General features: G+C 73.1%; 17 protein-coding genes. 11 read left to right on the top strand and 6 right to left on the bottom strand.

Annotated features, from left to right (window positions below; translation table 11 throughout):
• Positions 1 to 12: 12 nt before the first annotated feature.
• Positions 13 to 1,281, top strand: coding sequence for a tyrosine--tRNA ligase (tyrS, locus tag AB0946_RS24285; protein ID WP_171157624.1), 1,269 nt, complete (start codon positions 13 to 15; stop codon positions 1,279 to 1,281).
• 79 nt (positions 1,282 to 1,360) lie between these two features.
• On the opposite strand, the gene AB0946_RS24280 is transcribed toward tyrS, so the two are convergent.
• Positions 1,361 to 1,642 carry a GlsB/YeaQ/YmgE family stress response membrane protein gene (locus tag AB0946_RS24280; RefSeq protein ID WP_171157622.1) on the bottom strand — a complete coding sequence of 94 codons (282 nt, stop codon included), beginning with the start codon at positions 1,640 to 1,642 and terminating at the stop codon, positions 1,361 to 1,363.
• 245 nt (positions 1,643 to 1,887) lie between these two features.
• Here AB0946_RS24280 and AB0946_RS24275 point away from each other — a divergent pair, with 245 nt between their 5' ends.
• Both AB0946_RS24275 and AB0946_RS24270 read left to right on the top strand, forming a co-directional pair.
• Positions 1,888 to 2,307 (top strand): DUF3099 domain-containing protein, encoded by a 420-nt coding sequence (locus tag AB0946_RS24275; protein ID WP_366762743.1) that lies wholly within the window; start codon positions 1,888 to 1,890, stop codon positions 2,305 to 2,307.
• Between the two features lie 227 nt (positions 2,308 to 2,534).
• Positions 2,535 to 2,753 (top strand): hypothetical protein, encoded by a 219-nt coding sequence (locus AB0946_RS24270; RefSeq protein ID WP_014671880.1) that lies wholly within the window; start codon positions 2,535 to 2,537, stop codon positions 2,751 to 2,753.
• A 17-nt stretch (positions 2,754 to 2,770) separates the two neighbouring features.
• Here the strand turns inward: AB0946_RS24270 and moaA are convergent, their stop codons facing one another.
• From moaA to AB0946_RS24255, 3 genes are all read right to left on the bottom strand, one after another.
• Entirely contained in the window at positions 2,771 to 3,760 is a 990-nt protein-coding gene (gene moaA / locus AB0946_RS24265) for a GTP 3',8-cyclase MoaA (protein ID WP_366762741.1), read from the bottom strand.
• Positions 3,761 to 3,944: 184 nt separating this feature from the next.
• A complete protein-coding gene (locus AB0946_RS24260) occupies positions 3,945 to 5,600 on the bottom strand; it encodes a cation acetate symporter (RefSeq protein ID WP_366762740.1) in 1,656 nt (551 codons plus the stop codon).
• Entirely contained in the window at positions 5,597 to 5,953 is a 357-nt protein-coding gene (locus tag AB0946_RS24255; RefSeq protein ID WP_366762739.1) for a DUF485 domain-containing protein, read from the bottom strand. Before AB0946_RS24255 ends, AB0946_RS24260 begins: the two co-directional genes overlap by 4 nt.
• A gap of 285 nt (positions 5,954 to 6,238) precedes the next feature.
• On the opposite strand from AB0946_RS24255, the gene AB0946_RS24250 reads away from it, so the two are divergent.
• From AB0946_RS24250 to AB0946_RS24240, 3 genes are all read left to right on the top strand, one after another.
• The gene (locus AB0946_RS24250) at positions 6,239 to 7,765 is read left to right on the top strand and encodes a S8 family serine peptidase (RefSeq protein ID WP_366762737.1); all 1,527 of its coding nucleotides are present in this window, start codon (positions 6,239 to 6,241) and stop codon (positions 7,763 to 7,765) included.
• Between the two features lie 99 nt (positions 7,766 to 7,864).
• On the top strand, positions 7,865 to 9,382 hold the full coding sequence (locus tag AB0946_RS24245) for a S8 family serine peptidase (RefSeq protein ID WP_366762736.1): 1,518 nt from the start codon (positions 7,865 to 7,867) through the stop codon (positions 9,380 to 9,382).
• A 70-nt stretch (positions 9,383 to 9,452) separates the two neighbouring features.
• Complete coding sequence (locus tag AB0946_RS24240; protein ID WP_366762735.1) at positions 9,453 to 10,847, top strand: CoA transferase; 1,395 nt, start codon at positions 9,453 to 9,455, stop codon at positions 10,845 to 10,847.
• A 9-nt stretch (positions 10,848 to 10,856) separates the two neighbouring features.
• On the opposite strand, the gene AB0946_RS24235 is transcribed toward AB0946_RS24240, so the two are convergent.
• Positions 10,857 to 11,903 (bottom strand): zinc-dependent alcohol dehydrogenase family protein, encoded by a 1,047-nt coding sequence (locus AB0946_RS24235; RefSeq protein WP_366762734.1) that lies wholly within the window; start codon positions 11,901 to 11,903, stop codon positions 10,857 to 10,859.
• Between the two features lie 142 nt (positions 11,904 to 12,045).
• Positions 12,046 to 12,765 (bottom strand): VIT family protein, encoded by a 720-nt coding sequence (locus tag AB0946_RS24230; RefSeq protein ID WP_366762733.1) that lies wholly within the window; start codon positions 12,763 to 12,765, stop codon positions 12,046 to 12,048.
• Between the two features lie 257 nt (positions 12,766 to 13,022).
• Between AB0946_RS24230 and AB0946_RS24225 the strand changes: the two genes are divergently transcribed.
• The 5 genes from AB0946_RS24225 (at position 13,023) to AB0946_RS24205 (ending at position 18,863) form a co-directional block, all read left to right on the top strand.
• Positions 13,023 to 15,629 (top strand): MXAN_6230/SCO0854 family RING domain-containing protein, encoded by a 2,607-nt coding sequence (locus tag AB0946_RS24225; protein WP_366762732.1) that lies wholly within the window; start codon positions 13,023 to 13,025, stop codon positions 15,627 to 15,629.
• A 133-nt stretch (positions 15,630 to 15,762) separates the two neighbouring features.
• Positions 15,763 to 16,746, top strand: coding sequence for a DEDDh family exonuclease (locus tag AB0946_RS24220; RefSeq protein ID WP_366762731.1), 984 nt, complete (start codon positions 15,763 to 15,765; stop codon positions 16,744 to 16,746).
• Positions 16,747 to 16,845: 99 nt separating this feature from the next.
• A complete protein-coding gene (locus tag AB0946_RS24215) occupies positions 16,846 to 17,079 on the top strand; it encodes a hypothetical protein (protein ID WP_059248576.1) in 234 nt (77 codons plus the stop codon).
• Positions 17,080 to 17,095: 16 nt separating this feature from the next.
• Positions 17,096 to 17,926, top strand: a complete 831-nt coding sequence (locus AB0946_RS24210; RefSeq protein ID WP_366762730.1) for an SURF1 family protein — start codon at positions 17,096 to 17,098, stop codon at positions 17,924 to 17,926.
• 181 nt (positions 17,927 to 18,107) lie between these two features.
• The gene (locus AB0946_RS24205; protein ID WP_366762729.1) at positions 18,108 to 18,863 is read left to right on the top strand and encodes an SDR family oxidoreductase; all 756 of its coding nucleotides are present in this window, start codon (positions 18,108 to 18,110) and stop codon (positions 18,861 to 18,863) included.
• Positions 18,864 to 18,868 lie beyond the last annotated feature (5 nt).

Here is an 18,868-nt window from a genome sequence, read left to right as displayed (position 1 = left end):
GACACGAGAACCGTGACGGACATCGTCGACGAGCTGAAGTGGCGGGGGCTCATCGCCCTCTCCACGGACGAGGACGCATTGCGCAAGGCGTTCGCGGACGGCCCCGTCACGTTCTATTGCGGCTTCGACCCGACCGCGCCCAGCCTGCACCTCGGCAACCTCGTGCAGATCCTGACGATGCGCCGCATCCAGGAGGCGGGCAACCGTCCGCTGGCGCTGGTCGGCGGTGCCACGGGGCTCATCGGCGACCCGAAGCCCACGGCCGAGCGCACGCTGAACGCGCCGGAGGTCGTGGCCGGCTGGGTGGAGCGGCTGCGCGCGCAGATCGAGCCGCTGCTGCACTTCGACGGGCCGAACGCCGCGGTGATGGTCAACAACCTGGACTGGACCCAGGGCCTGTCGGCCATCGAGTTCCTGCGGGACATCGGCAAGTACTTCCGGGTCAACAAGATGATCGCCAAGGAGGCCGTCTCCCGCCGGCTGAACTCCGACGCGGGCATCAGCTACACCGAGTTCAGCTACCAGATCCTGCAGGGCATGGACTTCCTGGAGCTGTACCGGCGGCACGGCTGCACGCTCCAGACCGGCGGCAGCGACCAGTGGGGCAACCTCACCTCGGGCACCGACCTGATCCACCGGGTCGAGCCGGAGGCCGTGGTGCACGCGCTGGGCACCCCGCTGATCACCAAGGCGGACGGCACCAAGTTCGGCAAGACCGAGTCCGGCACGGTGTGGCTCGACCCGGAGATGACCACGCCGTACGCGTTCTACCAGTTCTGGGTCAACGCCGACGACCGGGACGTCTCCAAGTTCCTGCGCATCTTCAGCTTCAGGTCGCGTGAGGAGATCGAGGAGCTGGAGCGGCAGACCGAGGAGCGGCCGCAGGCCCGGGCGGCGCAGCGGGCGCTCGCCGAGGAGCTGACGACGCTGGTGCACGGCGCCGACCAGACGGCCGCGGTGATCGCCGCGTCCCGCGCCCTGTTCGGGCAGGGCGAGCTGGCGGAGCTGGACGAGCGGACGCTGGCGGCGGCGCTGTCCGAGGTGCCGAACGCCCGGGTCACCGAGCTGGCTCCGGTGACCGACCTGTTCGCGGAGGTCGGCCTGGTCGCCAGCAAGTCCGCCGCGCGGCGGACCGTGAAGGAGGGCGGGGCCTACGTCAACAACGTCAAGGTCACGGCCGAGGACGCGGTGCCGTCCGCCGGGGATCTGATCCACGGACGGTGGCTGGTGCTGCGGCGCGGGAAGAGGAATCTGGCGGCCGTGGAGGTCACGGGCGCCTGAGCGTCAGGGGGGCGCGGGGCCCCCGCACGACTGCGGCCACGTAATGGCCGGTCGTGCGGGGCCCCGCGCCCCTTCCAGGTCACGCCCGCTGCTGCTTCCGTTTGCCCAGCGTCGCCATGTAGAGGGCGTCCACCGCGGCGACGATGATGATCGCGGCCACGAGCTGGAAGATGTGGCGGCTCCAGTCGATGCCGCGGGTCTCCGCCACGCCGACCGCGCGGGCCACCGCGTTGCCCACGATGGCGCCGAGCATGCCGCAGATGGTGGTCAGCCACAGGGGGCTGTGCTGCTTGCCCGGGATGATCGCCTTGGCGATGAGACCCAGTACGAATCCCACGATGATCGCCCACAACCAGCCCATGGCTGCCTCCTCGTACGGCTCGACGTGAGCATTACGGTCAGTGTGGTTCGGTCCGCCGTACGGCGCATGTCGGGTTCCCCCGTACGCGGCGGGCTCCCGGGCGTCGTCGCAGGCCGGGGGTGACCCGGTCTCGAAGGCGGCGCGGGCGCGGCGTACCGTGGGAGGTGTCCTGTCCGGTTCCCCGCCGGAGGTGGACGAGGGGTGCGGGCCGGGGAGAGTCCGATGCGGGCGGATGGTGGAATGTGATGCGGAAACAGCACGGCGGCAGCGTCCAGGTGTTCCGGATCACCGGTGCCCGGACCGGACTCGCCGAGGATGTCCGGGGCCGGCAGCGGCGGTACGTGATCTCGATGGCGATCCGTACCGTGTCGGTGATTCTGGCGGTCTCGTTGTGGAACGTCGAGCGGTACGTCGCGATCGTCGCGCTCGTGCTCGGTGCGGTCCTGCCCTACATCGCGGTGGTGATCGCCAACGCGGGACGGGAGAAGCCGCCGTCCCTGCCGTCCACGTTCGTCACCGCGCCGCTGCGGCCGATGATCGCGGCGTCGGGGACCGAGGACGGGCGGGCGGAATCCGGTTGGCGGTCCGTGCGGGAACCGGCGACGGAGGACGTGCCGACGAATCCGGCGCCCGGAACGGGCGGTGAGCGGGCCGATCCCGTCTGAGCACGCCGGACGCATGAGAAGCGGAATGCGACCGTGCGCCAAGCTCAAGAAAAGCTCAGATCAATCCTGTTGTTCCGGTGCCGGGCGGCGGGGTACCCGTGACATACTGCGTACGCGCTCCGCATCCCCCGTCGGAGCGATGGACCGACGCCGGGCAGCTCCCCCCGTGGCTGCCCGGCGTCGCCTTGTCTGAGCCCATGAGACGAACCACGAACCCGAGACGAACCGTGAGTGACGAGACCCCGATCTGCTCCGCCAAGGGCTGCCGCGCCGCCGCCGTGTGGGTGCTGGCGTGGAACAACCCGAAGGTGCACACGCCGGAGCGGCGCAAGACATGGCTGGCCTGCGAGGAGCACCGCGAGCATCTGTCGCAGTTCCTCGGGGTGCGGGGTTTCCTGAAGGACGTCGTGGCGTTCGACGAGTGGCGGGCGGCCGAGGGGGCCTAGGCCCTGACCGCCGATCGCTAGCCGCCGATCGCGGACATCGGGCGGTCCGGCTGGACGAACGACGGGTCGTCCAGGCCCGCTCCCGCCTTCTTGCCCCACATGGCGAGCTTCCAGATGCGGGCGATCTCCTCGTCCGGGGCACCCGAGCGCAGGGCGGCGCGCAGGTCGGTCTCCTCGGTGGCGAACAGGCAGGTGCGTATCTGGCCGTCGGCGGTGAGGCGGGTGCGGTCGCAGGCAGCGCAGAACGGCCGGGTGACCGAGGCGATCACGCCGACGCGGTGCGGGCCGCCGTCGACCAGCCAGCGCTCGGCCGGGGCCGAGCCGCGCTCGTCCGCACCCTCGGGGCTGAGGTCGAAGCGGGTGCGCAGGGAGGCCAGGATGTCCCCGGCGGTGACCATGCCCTCGCGCTTCCAGCCGTGCTGGGCGTCCAGGGGCATCTGCTCGATGAAGCGCAGTTCGTAGTCGTGCTCCACCGCCCAGGCGAGCAGGTCCGGGGCCTCGTCGTCGTTCAGCCCCGGCATCAGGACCGAGTTGACCTTGACGGGGTTCAGCCCGGCTTCGCGGGCGGCCTCCAGGCCCTCCAGCACGTCCTTGTGGCGGTCGCGGCGGGTGAGCGTCTTGAAGACGTCCGGGCGCAGGGTGTCCAGGGAGACGTTGACCCGGTCCAGGCCGGCCGCCTTCAGCGCGGTCGCGGTGCGCCTGAGACCGATGCCGTTGGTGGTGAGGGACATCTGGGGACGCGGCTCCAGCGCGGCGACGCGCTCGACGATGCCGACCAGGCCCGGGCGCAGCAGCGGTTCGCCGCCGGTGAAGCGGACCTCCTCGATGCCGAGCGTGCGGACGGCGATGTCGATGAGGCGGACGATCTCGTCGTCCGTGAGCAGGTCGGGCTTGGCCAGCCACTGCAGGCCCTCCTCGGGCATGCAGTAGGTGCAGCGCAGGTTGCACCGGTCGGTCAGCGAGACCCTCAGATCGGTGGCCACCCGGCCGTAGGTGTCGATGAGCACGTGGGGCCCCTCCCTCTCCCGGTCACTCATTCTCGGTCGCGCGTGCGTCGTCCGTCACCTGCGAGCCTACGTGACGCCGCTGACATCGACAGCGGCACGATCCCACGAGTACGGCGCGACCGCGTCGTAGGACCGTACAGTCCGTGACGACGCGGTCGCCGGTGCGTACTCTGCGTGGCTCGCGTCAGTGCGCTCCGGTGCCGGTCAGGGACCGCACCTCCAGTTCCGCGTACTTGTCCTGGTCCGGCGTCTCCTTCGACAGCAGGGTGCCCACGACACCGAGCAGGAAGCCGACCGGGATGGAGATGATCCCGGGGTTCTCCAGCGGGAACCAGTGGAAGTCGACGTCGGGGAACATCGAGGTCGGCTTGCCGGAGACCACCGGGGAGAACAGCACCAGGCCGACCGCGGTGACCAGGCCGCCGTAGATGGACCACAGGGCGCCCGTGGTCGTGAACCGCTTCCAGAACAGGCTGTAGAGGATGGTCGGCAGGTTGGCGGAGGCGGCGACCGCGAAGGCGAGGGCGACCAGGCCGGCGACGTTCAGGTCGCGGGCCAGGGCGCCGAGCACGATGGACACCGCGCCGATGCCGACGGTCGCCCAGCGGGCCGCGCCGATCTCCTGCTTCTCGGTGGCCTGGCCCTTCTTGATGACGTTCGCGTAGATGTCGTGCGCGAACGAGGACGACGAGGCCAGGGTCAGACCGGCGACGACCGCGAGGATCGTGGCGAAGGCGACGGCGGAGATGGTGGCGAGCAGGATGGCTCCCCAGTCGGAGTCGACGCCGCCCAGGTGCAGGGCCAGGAGCGGTGCCGCCGTGTTGCCCGCCTTGTTGGAGGCGATGATCTCGTCCGGTTTGATCAGCGCGGCGGCGCCGAAGCCGAGGGCGAGGGTCATCAGGTAGAAGGCGCCGATCAGGCCGATCGCCCAGATCACGGACTTGCGGGCGGCCTTGGCGGTGGGGACGGTGTAGAAGCGGATCAGGATGTGCGGGAGGCCGGCGGTGCCGAGGACCAGGGCGATGCCGAGCGAGAGGAAGTCCAGCTTGGTGGTGCCGGTGGCGCCGTACTTCAGGCCGGGCTCCAGGAAGGCGCTGCCCTTGCCGCTGTTGTCGGCGGCCTTGCCGAGCAGGTCGGAGACGTTGAAGTCGAACTTCAGCAGGACCAGGAAGGTCAGCAGCAGGGCGCCGATGATCAGCAGGACCGCCTTGACCATCTGCACCCAGGTGGTGCCCTTCATGCCGCCGATGGTCACGTACACGATCATCAGCACGCCGACCAGGGCGACGATGCCGATCTTGCCGCCGTCGCTGGTGATGCCGAGCAGGAGCGAGACGAGGACGCCGGCGCCGGCCATCTGGGCGAGCAGGTAGAAGATCGACACGACGATCGTGGAGGCGCCGGCGGCCGTGCGCACGGGGCGCTGGCGCATCCGGTAGGCCAGCACGTCGCCCATGGTGTAGCGGCCGGAGTTGCGCAGTGGCTCGGCGACCAGGAGCAGAGCGACGAGCCAGGCGACGAGGAAGCCGATGGAGTACAGGAAGCCGTCGTAGCCGAACAGGGCGATGGCGCCGGCGATGCCGAGGAAGGACGCGGCGGACATGTAGTCCCCGGAGACGGCCAGGCCGTTCTGGAAGCCGGTGAACTGCCGGCCGCCGGCGTAGAAGTCGGCGGCGTCCTTGGTCTGCCGGCCGGCCCAGACGGTGATCACGAGGGTCGCGGCGACGAACACCGCGAACAGGGTGATGATCAGCGTCCGGTGCTCGCTGGCCTCGCCGGCGGCGAGCAGGGTGTGCGAGGCGCGGCCGGTGGCCGTCAGAGTGTGCTGCGCGGGGCTCATGCGCCGCCCTCCATCCGGGACTTGATGGCCTCGGCCTTCGGGTCGAGCCTGGCCGCGGCGTGCCGGGCGTACCACCAGGCGATGAGGAACGTGGTGAGGAACTGGGCGAGGCCCAGGACGAGGGCCACGTTGACGTTGCCGGCGACCTTGGTGCCCATGAAGTCGCCCGCGTAGTTGGACAGCAGGACGTACAGCAGGTACCAGGCGATGAAGGCGATGGTCAGCGGGAAGGCGAAGGAGCGGTGGGCGCGGCGCAGTTCACCGAACTCCGCGCTCTGCTGCACCTCGGTGAACTCCTCGGTGGAGGGAAGGGAAGCTGGGTGTTTCGCGGGTGGCGGTGTCTCGGTGGCCACGGGCTCTCCTCGCGTGACGGACGTGCGCTGTCTGGCTTCACAGAACCGGGATTACGTTACCGGTAGTCGCCGTACGACTCCGCTTGGTGATCCCGGTGTGGGAGGCGCCGGTTTCGACGGGCCTCCCGATCACGGTCACGGCGCCCCGCCCGGGCCGGTTCACGTCCGCCGGCCTCTTTCGGAGATCGGGCACGGAAGATAGCTTCGGCCTGCACCACCCGTCATGCACCTGCCCGAACACGACCGTGTCCGGGCGGTTTCGTATCCGGATGATGTGGAGATCCCATGGCTCATCTGCGCTCCAGACGCCGGCTCGCGCTCGCCGTGCCCGTCGTGCTGTCGCTGACCGCCTCGCTCGGCTTCCTGCCGTCGGCGGCCTCGGCGGCGCCTGCCGCGGGCACGGTGGCGCGGGCGGCGGACGGCCCGAATCTCGCCTACGTGGTCAACACCCGTACGGACGACCGCACGATCGCGTCCGTACGGCGGGAGATCGCACGCAACGGCGGCACGGTGGTGGCCGGTTACGACCGGATCGGCGTCATCGTCGTCCATTCCGCGAACCCGGACTTCGCGGCGCGGATGCGGGCGGTGCGCGGGGTCGACTCCGCGGGCGCCACCCGGACCGCGCCGCTGAGCGCGGCCGGGACGACGGACGAGGGCGCGGTGCAAGTCCTGTCCCGGGCGGAGCAGGCACGGCTCGCGGCGAGCGCGACGGCGGGCGAGGAGCCGCTGGAGGCGGACCAGTGGGACCTGCGGGCGATCGGCGCCGACCGTGCCGCGAAGGTGGATCCGGGCAGCCGGAACGTCACGGTCGGGGTCATCGACACGGGCGTGGACGACACCCACCCGGACATAGCCCCGAACTTCTCCGCGTCCCAGTCGGCGAGCTGTGTGAGCGGCAAGGCGGACACGGCGTACGGCGCGTGGCGGCCGGCGGACGCGGATCACTACCACGGCACCCATGTGGCCGGTGAGATAGCCGCCGCCCGCAACGGCATAGGCGTGGCCGGTGTGGCGCCGGGCGTGAAGGTCGCGAGCATCACGGTGGCGCAGCCGGACGAGACGTCGCTGTTCTACCCGGAGAGCGTGGTCTGCGCGTTCGTGTTCGCCGCGGACCACGGCATCGAGATCACCAACAACAGCTACTACGTTGATCCGTGGCTGTACAACTGCATGGACGACCCCGATCAACGTGCCATCGTTGACGCGGTCAACAGGGCTCAGCTGTACGCCCAGCGCAAGGGCACGCTCAACGTCGCCTCGGCGGGCAACTCCAACGACGACCTGGACTCCGACGCCGTCGTGGACGACTCCAGCCCCGACGACTCCACGGCCCAGACCCGCACGATCGACCCGCACGCGTGCTTCGACGTGCCGACCCAGCTGCCCGGTGTGGTCACCGTGAGCGCGGTGGGCGTGAAGGGCACCAAGTCGTACTACTCCAGCTACGGCCGGGGCGTGGTCGACGTGGCGGGGCCGGGCGGGGACAAGTACCAGATCCCGGACACGCCGTCGAAGAACGGCCGCATCCTGTCCACCCTGCCGAACGGCCAGTACGGCTTCCTCCAGGGGACCTCGATGGCCTCCCCGCACGTGGCCGCGGTGGCGGCACTGCTCAAGTCGGCCCACCCGCACGCCAGTCCCGCCCAGCTGCGGGCGCTGCTGAAGGCCCAGGCGGACAACCCCGGCTGCCCGGCCGGGCCGTACGACGGTGACGGCGACGGGGTCGTGGACGCGACCTGCGCCGGCGGCGAGCGGGTCAACGGCTTCTACGGCTTCGGCGTCGTCAACGCGCTGCGCGCGGTCGAGTAGCCGGCCGGCGGCCCGTACACCGCCGTCGTCGTCCGACGGCGTCCCACCAGATTTCCCGCACGACGCGCTCGTACCGCGAACGAACTGGAGAGAACAGCCATGACAGCGCCCAAGCCGCGCTACCGCCGCGCCCTCGCCCTCCCCGCCGGGATGGCCCTGGCCACGGCCCTCGCGTTCCTGCCCGGCGTCAACGCGTCCGCCGCCACCGGCACCCCGGCGGCCTCCGCCGACGCGCCGACGCTCAGCTACGTCGTCAACGTCCGCCCCGGACACGCCGTTTCGGCGAGCGTCCAGAAGGCGATCGCCGAGGCCGGGGGCTCGGTGGTCGTCGCGTACGACCGGATCGGCGTGATCGTCGCCCACTCGGCGAACCCCGGCTTCGCCGAGCGGATCCGCTCCGTACGCGGAGTCGACTCGGCCGGGGCCACGCGCAACGCGCCGCTGCCCGCGCAGTCCACCACCGACATGGGCACGCCGAGGGCACTGAGCGCCGAGGAGGCCGCCCGGGTGACGGCGGCCGACGGACAGGACCCGCTGGAGCCGCTCCAGTGGGACCTGCCCGCCATCAAGGCCGACAAGGCGCACGAGAAGACGCTGGGCAGCCGGGACGTCACGGTCGCGGTCATCGACACGGGGGTCGACGACACCCACCCGGACATCGCGCCCAACTTCGACCGCGCCGCGTCCGCCAACTGCGTGTCAGGCAAGCCGGACACGGCGGACGGCGCCTGGCGGCCGAGCGCGTCGGAGAGCCCGCACGGCACGCACGTGGCGGGCGAGATCGCCGCCGCGAAGAACGGCGTGGGCGTCACCGGTGTGGCACCGGGCGTCAAGGTCGCCGGCATCAAGGTCGCCAACCCGGACGGCTACTTCTACACGGAGGCCGTGGTCTGCGGTTTCGTGTGGGCGGCCGAGCACCACGTCGACGTGACCAACAACAGCTACTACACCGACCCGTGGTACTTCAACTGCACCACCGACCCGGACCAGAAGGCGCTCGTGGACGCCATCACCCGGGCCTCGCGGTACGCGGAGCGCAAGGGCGCGGTCAACGTCGCGGCGGCGGGCAACGAGAGCTACGACCTCGCCTCCGACTCGATCACCGACCCGGTGTCCCCGAACGACGGCACGCCCTCGGACCGGGTGATCGACCCGCACGAGTGCTACGACATACCGACCCAGCTGCCGGGTGTCGTGACGGTGGCGGCCACGGGCGCCAAGGGCCTCAAGTCGTCCTTCTCCAACTACGGCCTCGGCGTCATCGACATCGCGGCGCCCGGCGGCGACTCGACCGCGTACCAGACGCCGAAGCCGCCGGCGACCAGCGGCCTCATCCTGGGGCCGCTGCCGGGCGGCAAGTGGGGCTACATGGCCGGTACGTCCATGGCGACCCCCCATGTCGCCGGTGTTGCCGCATTGATCAAGTCAACCCATCCGCACGCCTCCGCGGCCCTGGTCAAGGCGCTGCTGTACGCCGAGGCCAACGCCACCCCGTGCACGGACCCGTACGACATCAACGGTGACGGCAAGGTGGACGCGGTGTGCGAGGGGTCGAGGAACTACAACGGCTTCTACGGCCGGGGCACGGCGGACGCGCTGGCCGCGGTGACCCGGTAGCCCTCTCCCCGGAGGACCACGCGTCGGCGCCCTGCGTATATTGATTGAGTCAATACTGCATAGTGCAGTCATGACGACTATCACGTACGCGTGGGCCGCCCTGGGCGGCGATCCCGCCCGTCTCGCGCGGCTCACCACCGTCGCGCGGGAAGGCGCGCTCCCGGCGCGTCTTCCCGTACGGCGGCTCGCCCGGGCGTGCGTCGGCGCGTGCGCGCTGGCCGCGGCGGAACTGGCGGCCCGCCGGGCCGGACGCGCCGAGGTGCCCGGCGTCCTGGTCGACGACGGCGCGGTCGCCACCGCCTTCCACAGCGAGCGGGTCCTCCGGGTGGACGGCCGTGCGCCGACGGTCTTCGCACCGCTGTCGCGGTTCTGGCGCACGGCCGACGGCTGGGTGCGCACCCATGCCAACTACCCCCACCACCGGGCCCGGCTGCTCGGCGCGCTGGGCCTGCCCGCGGACGCCTCGGCCGAGGACGTCGCCGGACGGCTCGCCGAGCGGTCCGCCCGGGAGGCCGAGGAGGCCGTCCACGGCGCCGGCGGCCTCGCCGTGGCCCTGCGCACCCCGCGAGAGTGGCGGGCGCACCCGCAGGCCGCCGAGGTGGCCGCACGGCCCCTGGTCGAGCGCGCCCGGCTGGACTCGGCACCCGCGCGCGTGCTGCCGCCGCCGGACCCGGCCGCCGCCGTCCTGCTGCCCGCCGCCGGGCTGCGCGTCCTGGACCTGACCCGGGTGCTGGCGGGCCCGGTCGCCACCCGCACCCTGGCCCTGCTCGGCGCGGACGTGCTGCGCCTGGACGCCCCCTGGCTGCCGGAACTGCCGGACCAGCACGCCGACACGGGCTTCGGCAAGCGGTCCGCCACGCTCGACCTGACCGCCGGCCGGGACACCTTCGAGGAGCTGCTGCGCACCGCCGACGTCGTGGTGACCGGGTACCGGCCGGGCGCGCTCGACCGGTTCGGGCTCGCTCCGCGGGCGCTGGCCGAGCGGCACCCCGGCCTGGTCGTGGCCCAGGTGTCGGCGTGGGGCGCGTACGGGCCGTGGGGCGGCCGGCGGGGCTTCGACAGCCTGGTGCAGGTCGCGACCGGCATCGCGGTCACCGAGGGCTCGGCGGACCGGCCCGGCGCGCTGCCCGCGCAGGCGCTGGACCACGCCACCGGCTATCTGCTGGCGGCGGCCGTGCTGCGGGCGCTGACCGAGCAGTCGTACGACGGCGGGAGCCGGCTGGTCCGGCTGGCACTGGCCCGGACCGCCCACTGGCTCACCACCCCCTCCACGGCGGCCGAGGGGGCGCCGTGCGCGGCGTCCGAGGGGGCGCCGTACGCGGGCCCCGACGCCTGGCTGGCCGAGACGGACAGTCCCCTGGGCCGCCTCCGGCACGCCCGCCCGGCCGTGTCCTTCACCGGCGGCCCCACCGGCTGGGCGCGGCCCGCGGTGCCGTGGGGGTCGGACCCGGCCACGTGGGGCTGACGGGTCGGTTCAGCCGTTGGTCACCAGCACCTTGAGTGCGGTGCGTTCGTCCATGGCCTTGTAGCCGGCGGGCACGTCCTCGATACCGACGGTCATGTCGAACACCGGTGAGGGGTCGATCGTGCCGTCGAGCACGTCCGGCAGCAGGTCGGGGATGTAGGCGCGGACCGGCGCGACACCGCCGCGCAGGGCGAGGTTGCGGTCGAACATCACCCCGAGGTCCAGGCCGGTGCCGCTGCCGTGGGGCACGCCGACGAAGCCGATGGCGCCGCCGTCGCGGGTGATGTTGACGGCCGTCCGCATGGACTGCTCGGTGCCGACCGCCTCCACGACGGCGTGGGCGCCCTGCCCGCGGGTCAGCTCGCGGACGGCCTCGACGGCCGCGTCCCCGCGTTCGGCGACGACGTCGGTGGCACCGAACCGGCGCGCGATGTCGGTGCGCACCTCGTGCCGGCCGAGCGCGATGATCCGCTCGGCGCCGAGCCGCCTGGCGGCCAGGACGGCGCACAGGCCGACCGCGCCGTCACCGACGACGGCGACCGTGGCACCGGGCCGGGCACCCGCGCCGAGGGCCGCGTGGTGACCGGTGCCGAGGACGTCGGAGAGGGTCAGCAGGGCCGACAGCAGGTGGTCGTCGGAGGCTGCGTCCTTGGGGAGCCGGACGAGGGTGCCGTCCGCGAACGGCACACGGACGGCCTCGCCCTGGCCGCCGTCGTAGCCGACGGAACCCCAGAAGCCGCCGTGCTCGCAGGACGTCGTCAGGCCCTCGCGGCAGTAGTCGCAGACGCCGTCGGACCACATGAAGGGCGCGACCACCAGGTCACCGCGCCGGACGGTGCCCACCTCGGAGCCGGTCTCCTCCACGACGCCGAGGAACTCGTGCCCGATGCGCTGCCCCGGCTGCCGGGCCGCCTCGCCCCGGTAGGCCCACAGGTCGCTGCCGCAGATGCAGGCCCGCAGCACCCGCACCACGGCGTCGGTGGGCAACTGCACCACGGGCTCGGGCACGTCCTCCACGCGCAGTTCGAACGGGGCGTGGATGGTGGTGGCGCGCATGGCGGGGATCCTTCTCGTGCGGGTCGTACCGGGGCGTGCGGGGTCGCACGGGGTCGTACGGTCGTCGGGCCCGGGGTGCCGGGCCCACTTCACCGTACGCCGGGGCCACCGCCGGCCGCGCGGCCAGGGGTGACCCGCCCGGTCACGCCCCCACCGCCCCCACCGCCCCCAGCAGGCTTCCCGCCACGTACGTCACCGCCATCGCCAGGGCGCCGCCCGCCGCGTTCCGCAGGACCGCGCGTCGCGGGGCCGCCGCGCCGAGGCGGGCACTGCTCCAGCCGGTGAGGGTCAGGGCGGCCAGGACCGAGACGACGGTGACGGCGAGCCGCCAGCCGGCCGGGGGCAGGACGATGGCCAGCAGGGGCAGCAGCGCGCCCACGGTGAACGACAGGAAGCTCGCCCAGGCCGCGTGCCAGGGGTTGGTCAGCGCGTCCGGGTCGATGCCCAGCTCCACGCGCGCGTGGGCCCGCAACGCGTCCCGCGCGGTGAGCTGTTCGGCGGCCTCGCGGGCCACCTCGCGGGACAGGCCGCGCTGCTCCAGCAGCTCGGTCAGCTCCCGCAGTTCGGCCTCCGGCTGCTCGCGCAGCTCCCGTTTCTCCACGGCCAGCGCCGCCATCTCGGAGTCGCGCTGGGTGGAGACGGAGACGTACTCGCCCGCCGCCATGGACATCGAGCCGGCGAGCAGGCCGGCCAGCCCGGCGGTGAGCAGGGCGCTGCGGCTGCCGGTCGCGCCGGCCACCCCGACGACCAGTCCTGCGGTAGACACGATGCCGTCGTTCGCGCCGAGCACGGCGGCCCGGAGCCAGTTCAGCCGGACACCGAGCGTGCCGCCGTGGGGCTCGTCATGGGTGGGTTCCGTCACAGCAGGGAGGATCGCATCCCGGGGTCACGCCCGCCGCGCCGACGCCCCGCGCGCGGGCCGCGGGCCGCTCGCGCCGGCCGCCGGTGTCCGCCGGTGCCGCCCGGAAATTCGCTGGCGCCCGAACTGCCGTACGCCTACTGTTCCTCAGCGCGGGGGCGGCTCCGCCGGCGTGCTTCCTTCTCTTCCCACCCTTGGAATCCACAGCGCGCCCACTCTCCGCCCCCGCCCGCCTTCTTTTCCGCACCGGGGGTTTCCGCTTGTCCGAACTGGCGTCCGTGCTGCTCCGCCGTCTCCGTACCGTCTACGTCGACCAGGCCGGGCCACGCCCGGGCGACCCGTCCACGACGGAGGGGCTCACCGCCCTGGAGGGCGAGCTGCTCGACCGGGGCTTCGCGCCGACGGCACAGCTGCGCGCGGCCCTCGCCTGGCTCGGCCCCGCCGGGCTCGCGGACGCCGGCCGGCAGCTGATCCGGCACCTGGACGCCGAACTGGGCGCGGACCGCACCCACATGCCGCTGTTCCGCTCCTTCCCCGCCTCCGTGCCGGACGACACGTCCGGGCTCTACGTCGACCGGGTCTTCGCCCTGCTGCTCCAGTGGCCCGCCCAGCCGTGCGTGCTGTGCGGCACGGTGGGCGCCGTGCACCCGGTGGCGCCGTGCGCCCATCTGGTGTGCCGCGCGTGCTGGGACGGCGCGGACTACACCGGCTGCCCGCTGTGCCACCGCCGGATCGACCCCAGCGACCCGTTCCTGGTGCCGGGCGAGCCGCGCCGCCCCCGAAAGGTGCCGGCCGGCCCGCTGAAGCTGCTCGCGCTCGGCACGGACGTCCGCGCGGACACGGTCCACGCGCTGCGCACGCTGCTGGCCCGGCGCACTCCCCTGCCCGCGCAGGACCGCGCCGACCTGACGGTGCTGCTGGCGCACGCGCCGGCGGACCTCGGCTGGTTCCCGGCGGACATCCCGGTCCGGGAGACGAAGGCGCTCGTGCTCGGCACCCTGCTGCGCGACCGGCACACGCGCGTGGCGGCCACCGGACTGCTCGGCACGCACCTGACGACCGCGACGGACGTGCTGCGGCTGCTGTGCGTGTGGTCCGGCGGCGCCGCGGACCTCCTGGCGCCGCCCAGGCTGCGCTCGCTGCCCCGCGCGCTGCGCCGCCGGCTGCTCGGCCTGCTCGACTCGTTCGCCGTGCCCTCGCTGGTGGAGGACGTCCTGCGGCACCCGGCCGCGTGGAAGCGGGCCGCCGAGACCCTGCACCCCTTCGAGCACCACGCCCGGCATCCCGGGGCCGCCCTCGTCTTCGCCGTGCTGCGCGGCACGGCCGTCGTGCCCGGCAGCGCCCTGGGCGAGGCCCTGCTGCGCACGGCAGCAGCGCACCCGGAGGCCGTCCGGGTCGCGGACGGCCGGATCCGGGCGGCCACCTGGCGCGCGCGTACGGAACAGGCACTGGCCGGGCGGGACACTGGCGCCGCGCTCGCCCTCCTGGGACAGCGGCCGGGCGAACTGCTGCGCCGCCTGGACCACCTGCTGCGCCTGCGCGAACTCGACGTACTGCCGGAGGAGTTCGACGAGGTGCTGCGACGGGCACTGCCCGGGGCCGGTCCCGGTCCGCTGCTGGCCGCGCTGGGCCGGCTGCGCGTCCGTCATCTGCCCGGCGACCGGCGGGTGTTCCTGCCGCGTGGTCAGGTCACGCACGCGTACACGGCCGACGACACGCGCCCGCCGTTCGCCGAGGCGGTCACCACGCGCGTGTGCGCGCTGCTGGAGGCGGAGGCGCTGCGCCGTCTGGCCTCCGGGCCCCGGTTCGACCTGGCGGTGCTGGACTCGGCTCTCGCGGGGCTCGCGGTGCCGTCCGCCGAGCGTGCCGCCGCCAAGGCCCTGGTGTCGGTGCCGCGCGGCAGCACCCAGCCGCTGCCCGCCGGTGAGGTGCTGCGCCTGTTCCTGCACTGGACGGAACCGGAGAGGACCCGGGTGGACCTGGACCTGTCGGTGGCGCTGTACGACGAGGACTGGGAGTTCGCCGGCCTGTGCGACTACACGAACCTCGTGTACGGCGACCGGTGGGCCGTCCACTCCGGCGACCTGACGTCGGCTCCGGCTCCGGACGGCGCCACCGAGTACGTCGACCTGGACCTCGGCGCGCTCGGCGGGCGGGGCGTGCGGTACGCGGTGCCGGTCGTCTTCAGCTTCAACGACATCCCGTTCGAGGAACTGCTCGACGCCTTCGCCGGTTTCATGGCGCTGCCGTCGGCGGCGGAGGAGGCGCGCGGCGCCGGGTACCATCCGCGCGCGGTACGGCAGCGCTACGACCTGGAGGGCGACTCGCGCATCCACGTCCCGATGCTGGTCGACCTGCGCCGGCGCACGTTCCTGTGGACGGACCTGCATCTGCCGTCGGCCGCGGGCTACCACGACGTGACCCGGCACCGGGAGGACCTGGGCCGGATCGCCCGGGACCTGTTCCGGTACTTCGCGCACGGCCGTACGACGCTGTGGGACCTCGCGGTGTGGCACGCGGCGGCGCGGGGCGACGAGGTGCTGGTCGTGCGGCGCGCGCCCGTCGCGGGCACCGTGGACGAGCTGTGGCACCACCGGCGCCGGGACGGGGAGGCGGACACCGCGTTCGCCGCGCGGATACGGGCGCTCGAGGCGCCGGAGCGGCGGGAGCCGGCGGGCAGCGCCGCGGACGCCGACGCACGTGCGGGTGAAGCGGCTGCGAGGAAGCGCGTGTTGCTGGCCCTGGTGCACGGCGGGGTGGCACCGCGGGGCGCGACCGGGGAGGTGTACCGGCTCCTGCCCGGCCCGGCCGACGGCTGCGGGCTCGCGCCGCTGACCGCGGGGGACCTGGTCGCGGCGCTGGGCTGAGCGCCGGGGCGGCGGCGAACTCGCCGCCGCCCGGGCACGGGTGTGCGGGGGCCGAGCGGGAGGGCGAGCCCGGGGTGTGCGGGCGGGACCTGAGGGACCGTGCTGTCAGTCGTGGCCCGTATCCTCAATGACCATGCTCGAAGACCGTGCGACCGCAGTGTCCTCCGCCACCCAGTGGCCGGCCGCGTATCCGCTGGGATACGCGGTCGTTGACGTGGAGACCACCGGCCTGGCCCGGGACGACCGGATCATCTCCGCGGCCGTCTACCGGCTGGACGCGCGCGGTGAGGTCGAGGACCACTGGTACACGCTGGTCAACCCGGAGCGGGACCCGGGCCCCGTGTGGATACACGGTCTGACGAGCGAGACGCTGGCCGGCGCGCCGCTGTTCGCGGACATCGCCGAGGAGTTCGCCGCCCGGCTGGAGGGCCGGGTGCTCGTCGCGCACAACGCCGTCTTCGACTGGCAGATGATCGCGCGGGAGTACGCGCGCGTGCGGCGCGAGGCGCCGGTGCGGCAGCGGCTGTGCACCATCGCCCTGTCGAAGGAGCTGGGGCTGCCGCTGCCCAACCACAAGCTGGAGTCCCTGGCGGCGCACTTCGGGGTGGTGCAGCAGCGGGCGCACCACGCGCTGGACGACGCGCGCGTGCTGGCGGAGGCGTTCCGGCCCAGCCTGCGGGCCGCGGCGGCGGGCGGCGTACGGCTGCCGCTGCTGGAGTGCCGGCCGCTGACGGAGTGGTCGGACCGGCCCGTGCCCCGGCAGGCGTCGGGCGGCTACGGCGGCTACCGGACCGGTGGTTGGCGCCCCTCGCGCAAAAGGCCCGCATGCCCCCATCCCAACCCGGGTCGCTATGAAGACGGCAAACGCCTCAAACAGGGCATGCGGGTGGCGTTCTCCGGTGACACCTCGACCGAGCGCGAGCTGCTGGAGGACCGGGCCGTGGAGGCCGGACTGCACGTCGCCACCAGCATCTCCCGGCTGACCAGCCTGCTGGTGACCAACGACCCCGACTCGGGCACGTCGAAGACGGTGAAGGCCCGGCAGTACGGCACGCCGATCGTGGACGAGGCCGCGTTCGGGCAGTTGCTGGGGGATGTGGAGCCCGCCGACGGGTGAACGCGCCGCGTGTCGGGTCGTCGTACGATCGGGTGATTGCCGAACGACTCACCCGGCGCCCGCTCGCCGGGCGATCGGCGACGGATCACCCTGTGGCGCATGGCGACATGTGAAGTGTGCGGCAACGACTACGGCATGACCTTCGAGGTGCACGCGCAGGGCGCGGTGCACGTCTTCGACTGCTTCTCCTGTGCGATCCACCGCATGGCCCCGATCTGCGAGCACTGCCGGGTGCAGATCATCGGCCAGGGCGTGGAGGTGGAGGGCCACTGGTACTGCGGCGCGCACTGCGCCCGCCAGGAGGGGAGGACCGGGATCGTCGACCGGGTCTGACCCGGTACCCGACTGAATGCGCCCCACGGCTCGGAGGTACCGTCGTGGGGTGCACCGCTACCGCTTCCTGTTGTCCCGCCAGTGGGTGATCCTCACCCTCGTCGCGATCGCGCTGATCCCGACGATGATAAGGCTGGGCTTCTGGCAGCAGCACCGCTACGAGGAGCGCACCGCCCGCAACGACCTGGTCTCCGCCGCGCTGCACGCCGAGCCGGTCCCGGTCGAGCGGCTGACCTCCCCCGGCCACGCCGTGACCCGCGCCGACAAGTACCGCACGGTCACCGCGACCGGCACCTTCGAGACCGCGAAGGAGGTCGTGGTCCGGCGCCGGACGAACGCCGACGGCGAGGTGGGCTTCCACGTCCTCACCCCGTTCGTCCTCGACGACGGCAAGGTGCTGCTCGTCAACCGCGGCTGGATCCCGGCGAACGGCGCGCAGACCGCGTTCCCGAAGATCCCCGCCCCGCCGGCCGGCCGGACCACCGTCTCCGGGCGGCTGATGGCCGACGAGACGACCTCGGCGAGCGGCATCAAGAACGTCGAGGGCCTTCCCGACCGGCAGATCATGCTGATCAACAGCGCGGAGGAGGCCCGGCGGCTCGGCGCGCGGGTGCTCGGCGGCTACATCCAGCAGACGGCGCCCGAGCCCAAGGGCGGCTCCCCGGAGCAGATCTCCGACCCGGGCAGCGAGGACGCGCCGCTGAACTACGCGTACATGATCCAGTGGTGGCTGTTCGCGGCGGCCGTGCCGGTCGGCTGGTGGTTCCTGGTCCGACGGGAGATCCGCGACCAGGAGGAGGCCGCGGCCCAGCGGCAGCCGGAGGAGCCCGAACCGGCCACGGTGTGAACGGGGGCCTCCCGGCGATCGGCCGGGGTCCCGAGCGGCCGGCGCCTCCCGGCCGACCGGCCAGGGTGTGAGCGGGGTGCCTCCCGGCAACCCCGCCCCAGCCCCGCGGTGGCGTTCGGTCACGTCGGCCTGGTGAACACCGCGCTGATCCTCTACGGGGACGCTCGGGCAGGATAGGACCATGGATCTTGGACTGAAGGACCGGGTGTACGTCGTCACCGGAGCGACGCGCGGGCTGGGCAACGCCACCGCGCGGGAACTCGTCGCCGACGGGGCGAAGGTGGTCGTCACCGGCCGGGACGAGCAGCGGGTGGCCGAGGCGGCCGCCGAACTGGGCCCGAACGCGGTGGGCGTTGCCGTGGACAACGCCGACCCTGAGGCTCCCGAGCGGCTGATCGCCGCCGCCCGGGAGAACTTCGGCGGCTTCCACGGCGTGCTGGTGAGCGTGGGCGGGCCGCCGCCGGGGTTCGTCGCCGACAACACCGACGAGCAGTGGCGCGCCGCGTTCGAGTCGGTGTTCCTCGGCGCGGTACGGGTCGCCCGCGCGGCGGCGGCCGAACTGGAGGAGGGCGGTGTCATCGGGTTCGTGCTGTCGGGCTCGGTGTACGAGCCGATCCCGGGGCTGACCGTGTCCAACGGGCTGCGGCCCGGACTCGCCGGGTTCGCCAAGTCGATCGCCGACGAGCTGGGGCCGCGCGGGATCCGGGTGGTGGGCCTGCTGCCGGGACGCATCGCCACCGATCGCATGCGGGAGCTGGACGGGCTGTCCGCGGACCCGGAGGCCACCCGGGCCGCGAACGAGTCCCGCATCCCGTTGCGCAGGTACGGGACGCCCGAGGAGTTCGGACGGACGGCGGCGTTCCTGCTGTCCCCGGCGGCCTCCTACGTGACGGGCGTCATGGTGCCGGTGGACGGCGGGACGCGGCACGGGTTCTAGGACCG

It is taken from the genome of Streptomyces sp. NPDC046870, from assembly GCF_040704595.1.
Taxonomy (GTDB): Bacteria; Actinomycetota; Actinomycetes; order Streptomycetales; family Streptomycetaceae; genus Streptomyces; species Streptomyces argyrophylli.
Note: the sequence above shows the minus strand (reverse complement) of the source record. Positions and strands in the feature narration are given on the sequence as shown.